The sequence below is a fragment of the Streptomyces sp. NPDC030245 genome (assembly GCF_055572995.1).
Genome location: NZ_JBVICF010000009.1, coordinates 166,621 through 183,182 on the forward strand (window position 1 = coordinate 166,621; position 16,562 = coordinate 183,182).

Sequence of the window (16,562 nt, forward strand, 5' to 3'; positions counted from 1 at the left end):
CGTGTGACCGAGCGAGTGTTGTTCTTCCCCTGGGGCTGGGGCGGTGGGGCCGCCTACACCGGCCGCTGCCTCGTCCTGGCCGCGGCGCTGGCCGAGGCGGGCGACGAGGTGGCGTTCGCGGACTGCGGCATCAACGCCATGGTCCGGGAGGCCGGGTTCCCGGTCCTCGCGTCGGAGCCCGAGGCGCCGAGCCCGCCGGACCGGCACCCGATGCCGCCGTTCCTGCCCTTCGCCGACGTGGAGCGCGTGTTCGCCGTGGCGGCGACGTACCACCGGATCGAGCGCGTCCGGCAGCGAATCGCGGCGGACACCCGGCTGATCGCGGAGTTCCGGCCGACACTCGTCGTCATCGACATGTGTCCGACCGCGGCCCTCGCCGCGCGGGCCAGGGGCATCCCGGTGGTCTCCCTCGCCGACGCGGACTTCGTCACGCCGCGCGACAACGGCTGGATGCCGTGGTCGACGGTGGCGCCGCGCGACCTGCTGCCGCACCCGTCGAGCCTGCCCGTCTGGGACGAGGTCTCGCGCGAGCTGGGTCTCGGCCCGGTGGCGCGGGCGGAGCACCTGCTGTGGGGCGACGTCACCCTGGTGTCCAGCCTCCCCGGCCTCGAACCCCTCGAAGGACCACCGCACCGCGGGCGGCTGCACTACGTGGGGCCGATGTACTGGAATCCGGTGAAGCCCGTCGAGGGCCCCCCGCCGCCGCTCACCGACCGGCCCCGCGTGTACGTGACCATCGGCAGCGGCGGCACGGTGGGCCGGCAGGCCCTGCAAAACGTCCTCGACGCCTGCGCCGACGAGCCGTGGAGCGTGTACGTCTCCAGCGGATTCGCGTTCGAGGGCGGCCTGAAGGTGCCGGGCAACGTGGTGGTGGCGGGCTTCACCGGCCTGGACACGCCGTTGGAGTGGGCCGACGCGGTGGTGAGCCACGGGGGTTCGGCGACGGTTCTCGCCACGCTGCGGCACGGCAAGCCCTCGGTCGTCATGCCGTTCATGTCCGAACAGGAGATGAACGGGCGGCAGTTGGTCGAGGACACCGGAGCCGGAGTGCTGCTGCGGACCAGTGAGACCACCCCGCGCGGACGGTTGAACTTCCGGGACCGGTACTCCGGCCCGTCCGACCAGCCGTGCGTGCGCGTCGGCGACATCAGGCGCGGCGTCGCCGAGGTCCTCGGCGACGCGGGGTTCACCGAGCGCGCCGCGCTGTGGGGCGAACGGCTGCGCGCCTGCCAGGAGTCGACCGACCTGGCCGCCCTGGCCCGGTCCGCGGCCACCGCCCCCGCGGAGGTGGGCCGATGACCGCCGGGTTGCGCGTCGGCCTCGTGGGCTGCGGCCGGATCGGCGCGATGTACGCCCACCACCTTCAGGCGCTGGGTCCGCACCGGCTGGTCTGTGTGGACGCGGATGCGGCCCGCGCCGAGAAGGTCGCGCAGGACGTGGATTCGGCGACCGTCGCGGACACCGTCGGCGACCTGGTCTCCCGCGGCTGCGACGCGGCGCTGGTGACGGCGGGCACCACAGCCCACCCCCGCCTCGTCGAGGAGCTGGTCGAGGCCGGTGTGCCGACGCTGTGCGAGAAGCCGCTGGCCGTCGACCTCGACCGCACCGAGCAACTGGGCCTGCTGGCCGAACGGCGCGGTGTCCCGCTGTGGGTGGGTTTCCAGCGGCACTTCGACCCGGGCTTCGCCGACCTGCGGGCCCGCACGGTCGGGCGGGAGCTGGGCCGCGTACAGCTGCTCAGGCTGGTCTCACACGACATGGAGCCGCCCCCGGTGGCCCGGCTGCGGCAGAGCGGCTCGGTCTTCACCGACCTCATGCTGCACGATTTCGATCTGGTGCAGTGGCTCACCGGCCGCAGGATCGCCCAGGTCGCGGCGGACGGCGCCGCGCTGTCCTGCCCGGAGCTCGCCGACATCGGCGACTTCGACACGGTCACCGCGATGGTCCGGCTCGACGACGACACCCTGGCCGTCCTCTCCGCGGGCCGGTGGCAGCCGCTCGGCTATGACGTGCGGGCCGAAGTCCTCGGCGACCGGGGCAATGTGGAGGTGGGCGCGGCCGGACCCGAGCGGACGGCGCCGCCCGGCTCCGGCGGCGCGCCGCACTTCCGCGGGTACTGGGACCGGTTCGCGGTCGCCTACCGCGCGCAGGTGCGCTCGTTCCTCGCGATGGCGGCGGGCGGGCCCGCCGATCCGGCCGCGGGCACCTGGCGCGACTCGCACGACGCGCTGCGCTGCGCGCTGGCCGCCGAACGCTCCGCCAAGACGGGATCCGTCCCGGTGGCGCCCTGACCGGTGTGGGGCGGGTCTCCCCCGGCCCCGTCCCGCACCTCCCCCCGAACCCCGATTCCGCGAAGGGAAAACGATGGGCAAGATACGTGTGGCCATTGCCGGCGTCGGCAACTGCGCCGCCTCACTCGTACAAGGAGTCCAGTACTACGCCGAGGCCGACCCCGCGAGCCGGGTACCCGGCCTCATGCACGTCGACTTCGGCGGCTACCACGTGCGTGACCTGGAGTTCGTCGCCGCCTTCGACGTGGACGCCAAGAAGGTCGGACAGGACCTCGCATCCGCCGTCTTCCGGTCGGAGAACAACACCATCAAGATCTGCGACGTGCCGCCGACCGGCGTCACGGTGCGCCGCGGCCCCACGCTGGACGGCCTCGGCCGCTACTACCGCGAGACCATCACGGAGTCGGACACGGAGCCGGTCGACGTCGTCGCCACGCTCCGCGAGACCCGGGCCGACGTGCTGATCTCCTATCTGCCGGTCGGCAGCGAGGACGCGGACCGCTTCTACGCGCAGTGCGCGATCGACGCCGGCGTCGCCTTCGTCAACGCGCTCCCGGTGTTCATCGCGTCGGACCCGCAGTGGGCCGCGAAATTCACCGAGGCGGGCGTGCCGATCATCGGTGACGACATCAAGTCGCAGGTGGGGGCGACCATCACGCACCGGGTGCTGACCCGGCTCTTCGAGGACCGCGGGGTACGGCTCGACCGGACGATGCAGCTCAACGTCGGCGGCAACATGGACTTCCGCAACATGCTCGAACGTGAGCGTCTGGAGTCGAAGAAGACGTCGAAGACCCAGTCGGTGACGTCGCAGATCGACCGCCCCATGAGCCGCGACTCCGTCCACATCGGCCCGTCGGACCACGTGCCGTGGCTGGACGACCGCAAGTGGGCCTATGTGCGCCTGGAGGGGCGGGCGTTCGGCGACGTACCGCTGTCCCTGGAGTACAAGCTGGAGGTGTGGGACTCGCCGAATTCGGCCGGTGTCATCATCGATGCCGTGCGGGCCGCGAAGATCGCGCTCGACCGCGGGATCGGCGGCCCGCTCCTGGCGCCGTCGTCGTACTTCATGAAGTCGCCGCCCGAGCAGTACCGCGACTCGGACGCCTTCGACGCGGTCGAGGCGTTCATCGCCGGTCCTCCGTCGGCGTAGGAAGCTTCCAGAGGCAGCCCGCGGTGGAAGCTCGTAGAGGGAGAAGAGGGCACCGTCATGTCCGGTTCCGCCACCCTGGCGGCCGAGTCCGTCCGCCTGCGGGACTTCCGCCTGTTGTGGATCGGCAGCAGCATCAGTCAGCTGTGCGGTATGGCCACGGTGGTCGCCTTCCCGCTGCTGGCCGCCCAGGCCCTCGGCGCGTCCGTCGGCGAGGTCGGCCTCATCACCGCGGCCGGCTATCTGCCCTGGCTCCTCATCACCCTGCCCGCGGGCGTCTACAGCTCGCGGCTGCCGCCGCGCACCGTGCTGCTCCTCACCGACCTCAGCCGCGCCGCGATCGTGACCATGGTGCCGGTCCTGTCCGCCACGGGCCATCTGGCCCTGTGGCACCTCTACTTGTCCAATGTCCTGGTCAGCTGCGCGACGGTGTTCTACGAGATCGTGTACCTCTCCATGCCGCCCCGGCTGCTGCCCAAGGACAAGCTCGTCTACGGCAACGTCCGTCTACAGATGGCGCGTGCGATGTCGCTCGCCTTCGGCCCGACGCTGGCGGGTTTCACCGTGCAGCTCCTCGGCGCCGAGCACGCGCCGCTCCTCAACACGGCGGGCTTCCTGGTGTCCTCGTCCTGCAATCTGCTGATGCGGGACCGGATCGAGCCGTCCACCACGGGGGCCCGCGCCAAGGGCATGTGGGCCGAACTCGCCGAAGCCGCCCGGTTCATCACCCGAAGACGGGTCATCCTGGCGTCGATCGCGGGCTCGGCCGTCGGTAACTGCTGCTTCGCCGCGTACGAGGCACTCGTCGTCATCTTCCTCGCCCACGACGTCGGGGTCGCCCCCGGCACGCTGGGCATGCTGCTCGGGTCCGTCGGCATCGGCGGACTGATCGGGGCGTTCGGCGCGGGCCGCGTCAGCCGCCGCCTCGGCACGGCGCGGGCCGTCTGGCTGCCGGCCGCCACCATGGCGCCGGCGGGCCTGCTCCTGCCGCTGACCCAACCGGGCTCCGGCCTCTTCCTGTTCCTGAGCGGCGCCCTGCTCTTCCACGCCGGCTACGCCGTGTTCACGGTCGGGCAGGCCACGCTCGTACAACTCCTGACGCCACCCGAACTCCTGCAACGGACGGTCGCCTGCGTCCGGTTCATCAGCCGCGGAATGCTCTTCGTCGGCGGACTGGTCGGCGGCGGCCTGGGAACCCTGTTCGGCCCGCGGGTCGGGCTGGCCGTCGTGATGCTTCTCTGGCTCAGCGCCCCGCTCATCGCCGCGTCCTCGCGACTGCGGCAGTGGCGGGACATCCCCACTTTGGAGTGACTACATGACTGAGACGATCGACATCGTCATGACGACCATCGGTTCCGGGTCGTTCCTCAAGCACTTCACCGACACCCTCGCCGAAGACGGTGCACGGCTCGTCGTCATCCCCGACAGGAAGACGCCCGCCGCGTTCTACGAGGCCTGCGAACAGGCGCGCGGCCGGGGCGCCCGGATCGTCTCCCCCGACGTGGCGGAGCAGGACCAATTCCTCGCGAAGCTCGGCGTGCCCGACCTGATTCCCTACGACTCCGACAACCGCCGCAACATCGGCTACCTGTTGTCGTACCTGAACGGCAGCGCCTTCGCCGTGTCCATGGACGACGACAACCTGCCGATCGACAGCCCGTTCCTCGACGAGCACCGCGTCGTCCTGCGGGGCCCCGTGCGGCAGCGCACCGTCTCCGCCGACAACGGCTGGTTCAACGCCTGCGACCTGCTGACCGTCGACCCCTGCCGCGTCTTCCCGCGCGGCTTCCCCTACGGCCCCCGGGAGGCCGCCACCCAGGTCACCCATGCCGAGGAGGTGGCCGACGTGCGCGTCAACGCCGGGCTGTGGCTGGACGACCCCGACGTGGACGCGGTGACCCGCCTCGCGGTCCGGCCCAGGGTCACCGCCTACAACGGCGAGGCCGCCGTGCTGGCCAAGAACACCTGGTGCCCCGTCAATTCGCAGAACACCGCGGTGCACCATGACGCCCTGCCCGCGTACTACTTCCTGCGCATGGGCCAGCCCATCGGCGGCGCGGCGGTCGAGCGCTTCGGTGACATCTTCAGCGGGTACTTCGTCGCCGCCTGCGCCAAGCACCTGGGGCACGCGGTGCGGTTCGGCGGGCCCGTGGTCAACCACGAGCGCAACGAGCACGACCTGCTCGACGACCTCGCCATCGAACTGCCCGCGATCCGCTTCATGGACGAACTCCTCGAATGGCTGCGGGAGTTCACCCAGGAGGGCAGCGACTACATCGAGGCGTACGAATCGCTCAGCCACGGCCTCCAGGACTTCGCCGAGCAGGCCCGGGGCCCCGCCTGGACACAGGAGGCGCGGGCGTTCGTGCACCGCAGCGCCCACCTCATGCGCACCTGGCTGACCGCGGTCCGCCGCATCAACGGCGGCTGACGACAGCGGCCGACGCCGAAGACCGGGGACGGGGGTCGGCGACGGGGGCCGGCAACGGGGCCGAAAAGACATGGGTCCGGCGCGGGACGTCTCCTCGTCCGCGCCGGACCCGGGACCCGTGCCGGGTCGCCCCGGCGGCAGCTTCAGCCCGTCAGCCCTGTCAGCCCGGTCAGCCCTTCGCCAGGATGGCGTCGACCGTCTCGTCCAGCGTCAGCTTCGAGCTGTCGACCCACTCGCCCTCGCCCGCGAGTTCGTCCCGCATCGCCTCGTCGAGGAACGACCAGTCGTCCGCGAGGACCTTGTCCCGGTCGGTGAGCCGCCGGGTGACGACGTCCATCGACGGGGCGAGCACGATCAGACGCAGCGGAAGGTCCTTCAGGTGCTCCAGGTAGAACTCGAGGTGCGCGCGCCGCACGACGACGTCGTCGATGACCGGCACGACACCCGCGGCGTGGAAGCTGCGCGCCAGGACGGCTGCGTTGCGTGCGCGCAGGAGCAGCTGGCGGTCCGCCTCCAGGTCCTCCTCCGGCTTGGGCAGGTGGTTCCCCGACACGATCAGGTCCTGCAAGTGGTCGCCCTCGATGTGCGCGCCGAGCGGGAACCGGCGGGCCAGAGCGTCCGACACGGAACTCTTCCCGGACCCCGGAATGCCGACGACGAGGAATACGTGCGGGGCCGGTTCGGTATCGACGACCTGGCCCTGGAACGAGGTTTCCGGCATGCTTCTTCTACTCCTTTTTTCGCCTTGTCGAACGGCGGTCCGATAGGGCCGACGCGGGGATCGTAGCAACTACCAACTACCTGTCCGACCCCATTTACGGATACAGGAAGTGCCTATGCCATTCACCGACTCATTGTCCTCTCCTCCGCCCTGGTTGCTGATGTTTTCAGCCACCGAGCACGCGGGGTTGGTGGCCGCCGCGAAATCGGCCGCCGAATTGCTGACCGACGGTGCCGGGCCCGAATCGGTGGCGCCCCCGCGGCTCCCCGCGGGCGTGCCCGGCGAGGAACGTCTCGCCGTCACCGCCGCGGACCGGGCGGGCCTGGTCGAGGGACTGACCTCGTTCGCCGAGGACATACCGAGCCCGCGGTGGACGACGGGGCGTGCCGACGGCGGCGCGGCGCGCGCCGCCTGGTGCTTCGGCGGTCACGGCAGCCAGTGGGCGGGCATGGGGCGGGAGTTGCTCGACCGGGTGCCCGTCGCGGCCCGGGTCCTCACCGAACTCGATCCGCTGCTGCCCGGAGGCGTCGTCGAACCGCTGCGGAACGCGGCCGTCGGGGAGGCGGGCGGGCCGGACACGACACAGCCCCTGATCTTCGCCGTGCAGGTGGCGACGGCGCACTGGCTCCTGTCGTCGGGGCTGCGGCCGGAGGCGGTGGTGGGGCACAGCCTCGGCGAGGTCGCCGCCGCCCATGTGTCGGGCGCTCTGACGCTGGCCGAGGCGGCCCGGGTGGTCGCCGTGCGTTCCGGTCTCCTCGCCCGGGCGGCGGGCGGCGGGATGATGGCCACGGTCGGTCTCGACCGGCACACCGTCGCGCGGCGCTGCGCCGAGATCCCCGGGACGGTGGTCGTCGCCGCGCACAGCGCGCCCAGGGAGACGGTGGTCACCGGGGAGAGCGAGGCCACGCGGGCGCTGGTGGAGAAGCTGGAGGCCGAGGGCGCGCGGTGCCGGCTGATCAGGATCAACGCCGCGTCGCACAGCCCGTTCGTCGACAGCGTGCTGCCGCGGATGCGCGCCGAGCTGGCCGGGCTCGCCCCCGCCCCGCCCCGCATCCCGTGGATCTCGACGGTCGACGCGGTGCCGGACCCGGACGACACGGCCACCGCGGCCTACTGGACGCGTAACCTCCGCCAGCCCGTCCGGTACACCCAGGCGGTGTCCGCGCTGGCCCGCCGCGGCGTCCGGACGTTCGTGGAGATCGGCCCGCACCCGGTCCTGATCCGGCCGATCCGGGAGACGCTGCGGGCCGAGCACGTGGCCGATCCGCTCGTCGTCGCCTCCGGACTGCGCAACACCTCCGAGCCGTTGACGCTCCAGCGCCTGCTGGGCGCCCTGCACTGCCGGGGTCTCGATATTCCCGACACACCCCGCGAGCCCGAGAGGGCTCCCGCGGCCGTGCACGCCGCGCCCCACGACCGAGGATGAGAGGCGACCATGTCCGCACGTCCACCCGCCCTCGACCGCTCGGCGACCGTGCTCGTGGCAGGCTCGTCCGGTCTCGTGGGCTCGGCGGTGATGCGCCGTCTCGAAGCCCGGGGTTTCACCTCCGTCGTGGGTGCCCGCTCCACGGACGTCGACCTGACCGACGCGCGGGCCGCCCTCGAGTACGTCGCCTCGGTGCGGCCCGCCGTGGTCGTCGACGCGGCCGCACGGGTCGGCGGCATCGCCGCCAACGACGCGGAGCCGGTGGAGTTCCTCAACGACAACCTCCGGATCCAGACGAACCTGTTCGCCGCGGCGCACGCGGCGGACGTGGACCGGCTCCTCTTCCTCGGCTCCTCGTGCATCTACCCGAAGCACGCGCCGCAGCCGATCCCGGAGTCCGCGCTGCTCACCGGCCCGTTGGAGGAGACCAACGACGCCTACGCCATCGCGAAGATCGCCGGCGTGACGGCGGTGCGCTCCTACCGCAGGCAGTACGGGCGCCGCTGGATCTGCGCGATGCCGACCAACGTCTACGGGCCCGGGGACACCTTCCACCCGGCCCGCTCGCATGTGCTCCCCGCGCTGCTCCAGCGATTCCACGAGGCCCGCGTGTCCGGCGCAGAGGAGGTCGTCGTCTGGGGCACCGGTACGCCGCGGCGGGAGTTCATCCACGTCGACGACCTGGCGGCGGCCTGTCTGCACCTGCTGGACCACTACGACGACCCGACTCCGGTCAACGTCGGTGTGGGCGAGGACCTGTCGATAGCCGAGCTGGCCGGGCTCGTGGCCGAGACGGTCGGCTTCACGGGCCGAATCGCATGGGACACGACGAAGCCGGACGGGACGCCCCGCAAGCTGCTCAACGTCTCCCGGCTGCGCGGTACGGGGTGGCGGCCCACGATCGGACTGCCGCAGGGACTGCGGGACACCCATCGCTGGTACGTGGAGAACGTCACCCCCGCGCCGGGCTGACCGCACAGGCCGGCTCGTCGGCTCGCCCCTACGGGACAACGCGCCGCGTGAACCTGCCGTGGTCCATGACGACACCGCGGTGGGAGCGGACTTCGAAGAGCGCCGTCCCGCCGCGGTCCCAGATGTGCACGGTGAGGTCCTGTCCGGGCAGCACCGGCGAGGTGAAGGAGGCGGACATCGTCCCGAACCTGCCGGGCTCGCCGTCGCAGAGCGCGTGCAGCAGGGCCCTTCCCGCGTATCCGAACGTGCAGAGGCCGTGCAGCAGCGGGCGGCGGAACCCGATCCGGGCGGCGACCTCGGGGTCGGAGTGCAGCGGGTTGCGGTCGCCGCTCAGCCGATAGAGGAGGGCCTGGTTGGCGGCCGTGCGGTAGCCGACGACGTGGTCGGGCTCCCCCGCCGGGCGCTCCCACCCCTCCCCGCCCCCGCTCCCCCTCTGTCTCTCCCCCTTCCGCTCCCTCTCCACGACATCCCCCGCGACGTTCCGCGCGGCCTCCTCATCGCCGAAGCCTCCCTCGCGCCGGATCGTCAGTCCGGTGCGCAGCTCGGCGAGCGGCCGACCGGAGTGGGCGTCCACGCAGGAGGATTCGATGACCGCGAGAGCGCTGCGGCCCCGGTCGAGGAGCGCGGTCAGCCGGGAGGTGGTGGTCGCCGCGCCCTCGGCGGGCAGCGGTCCGTGCAGGGTCACGGACTGCTCGGTGTGCAGCATCTGGGACACGTCGAAGTCGCCGAAGGCCGGCTCGGCATCGCGGGAGACGAGGGTGGCGGCGAAGGTCGGCAGGACGGCGGGTGCCGCTCCCTTGGAATTCTCCGTGGTGAACCGCAGCTCGCACGTGGGATCCTCGGCTCCGGCTCCGACACCGAGCGCGTAGAGAGCGGCATCCTGGAATGCCCAATTCCGCGTGCCGGACCCCCACGTCTTTCCGACCATTTCATGGTAAAGCGCCATTTTCAGAACTCACTGACCCCGGCGTCCACGGCCATGGCGTGCGCGGTGATGTGCCGGGACGCGTCCGACACCAGGAACAGCACGGAGTCGGCCACGTCCTGGGCCGAGATACCCGGCACGGGCAGCATGTTGACCAGCATGCCGCGCAGCCGCGGGTCGGCCATGCTCGCCTTGGCGACCTGGGCCAGCATGGGCTTGCCGCCCATCGTGGTGTCGACACCGGTCGGGTGCACGCTGTTCACGCGTATGCCGAACCGCGCGAGCTCGGCGGCGAAGGCCTTCGCCATCCCGCGCACGGCGAACTTGCTGGTGGTGTACGGAATCATGAACGGCTGCACCTTCAGGCCCGCCGACGAGCTCATCAGCACGATGGAGCCGCCGCCCGCCTCCACCAGGTGCGGCGCGGTCGCCATCACGGTGTTCCAGGTACCGCGTACGTTGATGTCCATCGTGTCGCGGAAGATGTCCTCGGTGACCTCGTCCCAGGCGCAGGGGATGCAGATGCCCGCGTTGGCGACGACGGCATCGAGCCGCCCGAGGGTCTTCACGGCTTGTTCCACCGCGTCCCGCAGGACATCGAGTTCACGGACGTCGGCCACCACGGGGACGGCCCGCTGCCCGGTCTCCTCGACCAGGGCCACGGTCTCGTCCAGGTCGGTCCGCTCCGGCGACGCGTAGGCGACGCCGGGCAGGGTCCCGCAGAGGTCGACGGCGATGACGTCAGCGCCCTCGCGCGCCATCCGCAGGACGTGCTCGCGTCCCTGCCCTCGCGCCGCGCCGGTCACCAGAACGGCCTTTCCCCGCATCAGTCCACTCACCGCGTGCGTCCTTTCCCGATAAATTCACAGCCGCGTCCGCTATTGCCGTGTTGCCGGAACCGGAATTCGACGCGCTCCACGGTAGCGAAAGGTCCTTCGTTGTCCACCTTTCCGGAGTCGGACAGACATTTGTCATGACGGGCACAGCCGATAGAATCGGTGCGTCGACACGGCCGCCGTGGCCCGTCGGGCACCGCATTGCACCGATTCTCTTTTTCCTCTCGCCACGGAAGCGCCATCGGGCGAGTTCTCATTCACCGTCATGCCGATGCACGAGGGGGATCGTTGACCGGACAAGCGCCCGTGGCCCACCGGTCCGGCACCGCGCGCCCGTCGCCGCTGCCGGACCGCCTCAGGTCCGCGCTGGACGACGCGCTCCGTCGCCCCGCCGCCCAGCAGCCGCCGTGGCGCGACGCCGCTGCCGTGCGCCGCGTGCGGGCGGTCCTCGAAGGCGTGGCACCGGTGGTGCGCGTCGAGGAGGTCGACCGGCTGCGGGCACGGCTCGCGGCGGTGGCGGGCGGTGCGTCCTTCCTTCTTCAGGGCGGCGACTGCGCCGAGACCTTCGCCGCCACGACCGAGCGGCACATCGAGCGCACCGTCGGCACGCTCTCCCACATGGCGGCGACGCTGACGTCGGCGGGACGGCTGCCGGTGGTGACGCTGGGCCGGCTGGCCGGCCAGTACGCCAAACCCCGCTCGGCCGCCGTGGACGCGCAGGGTCTGCCGAGCTACCGGGGCGACATCGTCAACGCGCCCGAAGCGACCGCCGAGGCCCGCGTCCCCGACCCCGGCCGGATGCTCCGCGCCTACGTCAACTCCAGCGCCACCATGGCCGCGGTGCGTGCCCTGGCCGCCACCGGGGCGCTCGACGCGGGCCAACCCTGCCTGGGCGACGGGGAGTTGTTCACCAGCCACGAAGCCCTGCTCCTGGACTACGAGCGGGCCATGCTCCGGGCGGACGCCCGCGTCCCGGACGAGCCGGCGCTCTACGACCTCTCGGCGCACTTCCTGTGGATCGGCGAGCGCACCCGGCAGCCGGACGGCGCGCACATCGCGTTCGCCGAGCTCCTGGCCAACCCGGTCGGACTGAAGCTGGGCCCGACGGCCACACCGGAGCAGGCCATCGAGTACGTGGAGCGGCTCGATCCGCACCACGAGCCCGGCAGGCTGACCCTCATCAGCAGGATGGGCAGCGACCGGGTGCGGGAGGCGCTGCCGCCCATCGTGGAGAAGGTCACCGCGTCCGGGCACACGGTGGTCTGGCAGTGCGACCCGATGCACGGCAACACCGAGCAGTCCGGCGCCTTCAAGACCCGGCACTTCGACCGCATCGTGGAGGAAGTGCGGGGGTTCTTCGCGGTGCACCGGGCGCTGGGCACCCACCCGGGCGGCCTCCACCTCGAACTCACCGGCGGCGACGTGACCGAGTGCCTCGGAGGTGCGCAGGGCATAGCGGGAGCCGATCTGCGCCACCGCTACGAGACGGCCTGCGACCCGCGCCTCAACGGCGCCCAGTCTCTTGAGCTCGCCGCCGTGGTCGCCGAGTTGCTGCGCCGGCACAGGTAACGGGCCGGCGAGCCGGGCGGCGGGTCGCCGACGCGGCCCCGCCCCGGGCTGGACGCCGAGGCGATGCGACCGCAACGCGAGGTGACCAGGATCGCTTCACACGGTGCACACATATGGGCACCGCGATCTTTACCCAACGGTTTATTACTGGATCAATTCCCAGTTGAGAGACGCTTATTACTCAACCTTTGGCAGAATTTTGCTCTGTCATCCCACCGTAATGCGATGGCAAAGTGGAGGACACGACAGCCGTACAGGCTGACCGGGGCGCCAGGGTGCCGCCGTCACGGCGGGCCGTGCCGCCCCACTGTCACCATCGACCCGACCACACCGCGTCCCGGCACCGCCGAAGCGACGCAGGAGGCAGGCCACCTTGAAGTCACTGATAGCCAACGCCCGTTCGTTCGCCACGACGCACGTGGCCGACCCCCGGAACGCAGCGGCCTTCCAGGCCCTCGGCGCCGGGCAGTCACCGGAAGCCCTGTTCGTCACATGCTCCGACTCACGCGTCGTCCCGTCCCTGATCACCGGAGCACGCCCGGGCGAACTCTTCGAACTCCGCACGGCGGGCAACATCGTCCCGCCCTACCCCGCCCGCGACACACACCCTGACAGCGGCCCCGCGAGCGAGGCCGCCACCATCGAGTACGCGGTGTGCGTCCTCGGCGTCCGCGACATCGTCATCTGCGGACACTCCCACTGCGGCGCGGTGGGCGCGCTGGTGCGGCGCGAGGACCTGTCGGCCGTGCCCGCGGTGCGCGACTGGCTGGAGCACTCCGTCGCCCCCGACGACGCCCTGCGGTCCCTCGCGCCGGCCTCGGGGGACGTGGCGGAAGCCGTGCAGACCCATGTGCTCGCCCAGGTCGAGAGGTTGCGGGCGTACCCCTGCGTACAGGAGCGCGTCGCCGACGGCTCACTCACACTGCACGCCTGGTACTACGAAGTCCACACGGGCACCGTCTTCGCCCACCGGCCGTCGGACACCGGCCGGCCGTCGTTCAGTCCCCTGTGAGTGGCGCCGCTCTTCCCTGACCGGCCCACCCACACGACAGGACCCCCACCCTCATGTCCTCGCTTCCCCACCCTTCCTCCCCCCTCCGCTCGCCCTTCAGCGCCCTGCGCGAACCGGGCGTGCTGCGTCGGGACGTACTCGCCTCACTCGTCGTCTTCCTCGTCGCCCTGCCCCTGTGCGTCGGCGTGGCGGTCGCCTCCGGTGTGCCGGCCGAACTCGGCCTCGTCACCGGCATCGTCGGCGGAATCGTCGTCGGCTGCCTGCCGGGCAGCGCCTTGCAGGTGAGCGGGCCCGCCGCCGGACTCACCGTGCTGGTCTTCGAAGCCGTGCGCGAGTTCGGGCTCAGCATGCTGGGCGCCATCGTGCTCCTCACCGGAGCGCTCCAGATCGTCCTCGGCCTGCTCCGCTGCGGCCGCTGGTTCCGCGCGATATCCGTCTCCGTCGTGCAGGGCATGCTGGCGGGCATCGGCCTCGTGCTGATCTTCGGCCAGCTGTACACGATGGCCGGTGCGGAGCAGCCGCGCTCCGGCCTCGACAAGATCACCGGTGTGCCCGGGCTGCTCGCCGACACCGTGCAGGACACCACGGCGCTGACCGCCGCCGCCCTCGGCATCGGCACCATCGCCGTCCTGGTCCTGTGGCCGAAGCTGCCCGCCACCGCACGCGTGGTGCCCGCCCCACTGGCCGCCGTCGCCCTCGCCACCGCCGTCACCGCCGGCTTCGGCCTCGACGTGGCCAACGTGTCGGTGCGCGGCATGGTCGACGCCATCCAGCCGCCCGGCCTCGGCGACCTGGCGGACCTGGGCACCGTCGCCGTGCTCGGCACCGTCCTCGCGTTCACCCTGATCGCGTCCGCCGAGTCGCTGTTCAGCGCGGCGGCCGTGGACCGCATGCACGACGGGCCGCGCACGCAGTACGACAAGGAGCTCGTCGCCCAGGGCGTCGGCAACACGGTGTGCGGGGTGCTCGGCGCCCTGCCGATGACCGCGGTCATCGTCCGCAGCTCCGCCAACGTCCAGGCGGGCGCCCGCACCCCGCTCTCCCGCATCCTGCACGGCGTGTGGCTCCTGCTGTTCGCGGTGCTCCTGCCCGCCGCGCTCGGCATCATCCCGCTGGCGGCGCTCGCCGGTGTCCTGGTGCACGCGGGCTGCAAGCTGATCCCCTTCAAGGAGATCGTCCCGCTCGCCCGCGCCCACCGCGGCGAGGCCGTCGTCCTCTCCGTCACGGCGATCGCCATCGTGGTGACCAACATGTTCGAGGGCGTGGTGCTCGGCCTGGTGCTCGCCGTGGTCAAGTCCGCCTGGGAGACCTCCCACATCCACCTGGACGTGAGGGAGCTGACCGACGGCAGGATGGTGGTGACCCTCACCGGGAACGCCACGTTCCTGCGGCTCCCCCGCATCCTGGAGACGCTGGAGGCCCTGCCGCAGGACCGGCCCATCGAGCTGGATCTGACAGGCGTCCGGCACCTGGACCACGCCTGCCGCACGACGCTGGAGAACTGGGCGCTGCGCCACAACGACAGCGGTACGGAAGCCGTCCGGATGACGACACGCCCGGTGGCCGAGGCCGGGGCCTGACGCTCCGCGCACTCCGCCTTCCCCTCACCTTTCCCCCTGCTCCGGGCGGCGAGCGCGGCATGCCCGCCGCCCGGTGTCCCACCCCCTCGGCACAGCGTGCCGGTCAACCATGGAGGTAGCACCGTGGAACAGCTCATCAAGCGCATGACGGAGGAGTCCGTGTGGCAGAAGTGGGTCGCCGCCAACTCCGCCCAGGGCGCCACGCCCGGCGCGAAGGAGGGCTGCATCAGCGCGACGCCGAAGAGCGGCTGCATCAGCGCCACCGGCAAGACCGGCTGTATCTCCTGACGCAGTGACCCGGCGGGGCGGTGGCGGCGGCACCGGCCGCGGCCACCGCCCCGCCCCTCGCTGCCACACCCCTCGCTCCCTCGCCCCCCGGACCGGCCACCCGTCGGCCGCCGCCCGCCCCTGCCCCGTACCGGAGCCCCCTTGAATCGCCTGCCGAGCGCCGACGTCCTGGACCAGGTCCGGGACATCCCCCTCTACCGCGCGTCCGTCGAGCGCGGCGACTTCCCGATCCTGGAGAAGCCGGAGATCGCCCGGGACTTCCCGGCCAACTGGATGACTCCCCGACTGGAGAAGGCCCTGGAGGCCGGCGAGGCGGAGTTCGTGCTGTCCACCGGCACCAATCACGCCCGCATGCAGCTCATCCGGCCGCCGTACTTCCTGCTCCGCTCCTACTACCGGCTGTGGAGCGAACACCCCGACCTCGGCCCTCTCTGGGACGAGGGCGCCCGGCGGATCTCGCTGACCACCGTCCTCGCCACCGAGCACGTGGCGCGCGTCAACGCCCGCAAGCCGGGGGCCACGCCGGGCGAACGCTGGCTGGACGACCGGACGTTGTACCTCAACCGGCGCATGGACCCGGCGGGCTGGGACCGTGCCGAGGTGGAGCGCATGCTCACCGAGATCCGCGAGGTGAGCGCCGCGCACCCGCGGGGTGCGTACCTCCTGGACTGCTCCGGCTACCACCTCGCGCATCTGGTCGCGAAGGTCGACGCATGGGGTCTGTGGGACCGGTTCCCGCGGCCCGCCGGCATCGTCCACGCCTACGAGTACACGCCGCTGAACGTCCGCGCGTATCTGCGCGCCCACTTCGACTGCCCGATCGTCGACCTCTTCGGCAGCACGGAGCTCGGCTACCTCTTCTACAGCGCCGAGGGCGGCCGCTACCGCCCCTATCTGCACGACATGAGCGTGGAGCTGATCCCGGTGGAGCCGGGCAGCATGATCCACAGCCTCATCGTCACCAGCGTCCGCAATCCGTACATGCCGCTGGTCCGCTACCGGTCCGGCGACTGCGTCCGCACCCGGGACGGCAGCACGGACCCGGAGCGGATCGTCTCCTTCTGCGGCCGCGAGAAGGAACTGCTGCCGACGCCCGGCGGCCCCGTCGCGCAGGCCGACCTCGACGCGCGGGTCACGGCCGCCGCACCCCGGGTCTTCCTGCACCAGCTGCTCCTGACGGGCGAGGACCGGTGCCTGCTGCGGTGCACGACCTTCGACGAGAAGCCGCTCTCCCCCACCGAGGAAGCCGAACTCACCGCATCCGTAGGAGAGTTGACGGGCCGCACCTGCCGCGTGGAGCACGTGACCCATGTACCCATCGGGCGTTCCGGCAAGTACGCCTGGCTGACCACGCCCTAGCG

The 16,562-nt window shown here is 71.7% G+C and carries 15 protein-coding genes; 12 read left to right on the plus strand and 3 right to left on the minus strand.

Annotated elements, in window-relative coordinates; all coding sequences use genetic code 11:
• Positions 1-3 precede the first annotated feature (3 nt).
• The 5 genes from ACZ4Z4_RS24190 to ACZ4Z4_RS24210 all read left to right on the plus strand — a co-directional run bounded on the left by ACZ4Z4_RS24190 (position 4) and on the right by ACZ4Z4_RS24210 (position 5,872).
• Complete coding sequence (locus ACZ4Z4_RS24190; protein ID WP_468330843.1) at positions 4-1,299, plus strand: glycosyltransferase; 1,296 nt, start codon at positions 4-6, stop codon at positions 1,297-1,299.
• The gene (locus ACZ4Z4_RS24195; RefSeq protein WP_468330846.1) at positions 1,296-2,291 is read left to right on the plus strand and encodes a Gfo/Idh/MocA family protein; all 996 of its coding nucleotides are present in this window, start codon (positions 1,296-1,298) and stop codon (positions 2,289-2,291) included. Before ACZ4Z4_RS24190 ends, ACZ4Z4_RS24195 begins: the two co-directional genes overlap by 4 nt.
• Before the next feature lie 73 nt (positions 2,292-2,364).
• Positions 2,365-3,444, plus strand: coding sequence for an inositol-3-phosphate synthase (locus ACZ4Z4_RS24200; RefSeq protein ID WP_468330849.1), 1,080 nt, complete (start codon positions 2,365-2,367; stop codon positions 3,442-3,444).
• 57 nt (positions 3,445-3,501) lie between these two features.
• A complete protein-coding gene (locus ACZ4Z4_RS24205; RefSeq protein ID WP_468330852.1) occupies positions 3,502-4,752 on the plus strand; it encodes an MFS transporter in 1,251 nt (416 codons plus the stop codon).
• A 4-nt stretch (positions 4,753-4,756) separates the two neighbouring features.
• Positions 4,757-5,872, plus strand: a complete 1,116-nt coding sequence (locus ACZ4Z4_RS24210) for a hypothetical protein (RefSeq protein ID WP_468330855.1) — start codon at positions 4,757-4,759, stop codon at positions 5,870-5,872.
• A gap of 169 nt (positions 5,873-6,041) precedes the next feature.
• Here ACZ4Z4_RS24210 and ACZ4Z4_RS24215 read toward each other — a convergent pair whose 3' ends face one another.
• Positions 6,042-6,593 carry an AAA family ATPase gene (locus ACZ4Z4_RS24215; RefSeq protein WP_468330857.1) on the minus strand — a complete coding sequence of 184 codons (552 nt, stop codon included), beginning with the start codon at positions 6,591-6,593 and terminating at the stop codon, positions 6,042-6,044.
• A 160-nt stretch (positions 6,594-6,753) separates the two neighbouring features.
• On the opposite strand from ACZ4Z4_RS24215, the gene ACZ4Z4_RS24220 reads away from it, so the two are divergent.
• On the plus strand, positions 6,754-8,019 hold the full coding sequence (locus ACZ4Z4_RS24220) for an acyltransferase domain-containing protein (protein ID WP_468330860.1): 1,266 nt from the start codon (positions 6,754-6,756) through the stop codon (positions 8,017-8,019).
• Between the two features lie 9 nt (positions 8,020-8,028).
• Positions 8,029-8,991, plus strand: a complete 963-nt coding sequence (locus ACZ4Z4_RS24225; protein WP_468330863.1) for a GDP-L-fucose synthase family protein — start codon at positions 8,029-8,031, stop codon at positions 8,989-8,991.
• A 28-nt stretch (positions 8,992-9,019) separates the two neighbouring features.
• Here the strand turns inward: ACZ4Z4_RS24225 and ACZ4Z4_RS24230 are convergent, their stop codons facing one another.
• Both ACZ4Z4_RS24230 and ACZ4Z4_RS24235 read right to left on the minus strand, forming a co-directional pair.
• The gene (locus tag ACZ4Z4_RS24230; RefSeq protein ID WP_468330866.1) at positions 9,020-9,937 is read right to left on the minus strand and encodes a MaoC/PaaZ C-terminal domain-containing protein; all 918 of its coding nucleotides are present in this window, start codon (positions 9,935-9,937) and stop codon (positions 9,020-9,022) included.
• Positions 9,938-9,939: 2 nt separating this feature from the next.
• Positions 9,940-10,755 (minus strand): mycofactocin-coupled SDR family oxidoreductase, encoded by an 816-nt coding sequence (locus ACZ4Z4_RS24235; protein WP_468330869.1) that lies wholly within the window; start codon positions 10,753-10,755, stop codon positions 9,940-9,942.
• A gap of 285 nt (positions 10,756-11,040) precedes the next feature.
• On the opposite strand from ACZ4Z4_RS24235, the gene ACZ4Z4_RS24240 reads away from it, so the two are divergent.
• The 5 genes from ACZ4Z4_RS24240 to ACZ4Z4_RS24260 all read left to right on the plus strand — a co-directional run bounded on the left by ACZ4Z4_RS24240 (position 11,041) and on the right by ACZ4Z4_RS24260 (position 16,560).
• On the plus strand, positions 11,041-12,321 hold the full coding sequence (locus tag ACZ4Z4_RS24240) for a 3-deoxy-7-phosphoheptulonate synthase (RefSeq protein ID WP_468330872.1): 1,281 nt from the start codon (positions 11,041-11,043) through the stop codon (positions 12,319-12,321).
• Between the two features lie 373 nt (positions 12,322-12,694).
• Positions 12,695-13,333 (plus strand): carbonic anhydrase, encoded by a 639-nt coding sequence (locus ACZ4Z4_RS24245; RefSeq protein ID WP_468330875.1) that lies wholly within the window; start codon positions 12,695-12,697, stop codon positions 13,331-13,333.
• 53 nt (positions 13,334-13,386) lie between these two features.
• Positions 13,387-14,913, plus strand: a complete 1,527-nt coding sequence (locus tag ACZ4Z4_RS24250; RefSeq protein ID WP_468330878.1) for a SulP family inorganic anion transporter — start codon at positions 13,387-13,389, stop codon at positions 14,911-14,913.
• Positions 14,914-15,036: 123 nt separating this feature from the next.
• Positions 15,037-15,201 (plus strand): hypothetical protein, encoded by a 165-nt coding sequence (locus ACZ4Z4_RS24255; protein WP_362989897.1) that lies wholly within the window; start codon positions 15,037-15,039, stop codon positions 15,199-15,201.
• A gap of 141 nt (positions 15,202-15,342) precedes the next feature.
• Positions 15,343-16,560, plus strand: coding sequence for a phenylacetate--CoA ligase family protein (locus ACZ4Z4_RS24260; RefSeq protein ID WP_468330882.1), 1,218 nt, complete (start codon positions 15,343-15,345; stop codon positions 16,558-16,560).
• The last annotated feature ends 2 nt before the right edge of the window (positions 16,561-16,562 follow it).

Coding starts and splice junctions, on each gene's coding strand:
- ACZ4Z4_RS24195 (WP_468330846.1), top strand. CDS start 1,296: ATGACCGCCGGGTTGCGCGTCGGCCTCGTGGGCTGCGGCCGGATCGGC.
- ACZ4Z4_RS24200 (WP_468330849.1), top strand. CDS start 2,365: ATGGGCAAGATACGTGTGGCCATTGCCGGCGTCGGCAACTGCGCCGCC.
- ACZ4Z4_RS24205 (WP_468330852.1), top strand. CDS start 3,502: ATGTCCGGTTCCGCCACCCTGGCGGCCGAGTCCGTCCGCCTGCGGGAC.
- ACZ4Z4_RS24210 (WP_468330855.1), top strand. CDS start 4,757: ATGACTGAGACGATCGACATCGTCATGACGACCATCGGTTCCGGGTCG.
- ACZ4Z4_RS24215 (WP_468330857.1), bottom strand. CDS start 6,593: ATGCCGGAAACCTCGTTCCAGGGCCAGGTCGTCGATACCGAACCGGCC.
- ACZ4Z4_RS24220 (WP_468330860.1), top strand. CDS start 6,754: ATGTTTTCAGCCACCGAGCACGCGGGGTTGGTGGCCGCCGCGAAATCG.
- ACZ4Z4_RS24225 (WP_468330863.1), top strand. CDS start 8,029: ATGTCCGCACGTCCACCCGCCCTCGACCGCTCGGCGACCGTGCTCGTG.
- ACZ4Z4_RS24230 (WP_468330866.1), bottom strand. CDS start 9,937: ATGGCGCTTTACCATGAAATGGTCGGAAAGACGTGGGGGTCCGGCACG.
- ACZ4Z4_RS24250 (WP_468330878.1), top strand. CDS start 13,387: ATGTCCTCGCTTCCCCACCCTTCCTCCCCCCTCCGCTCGCCCTTCAGC.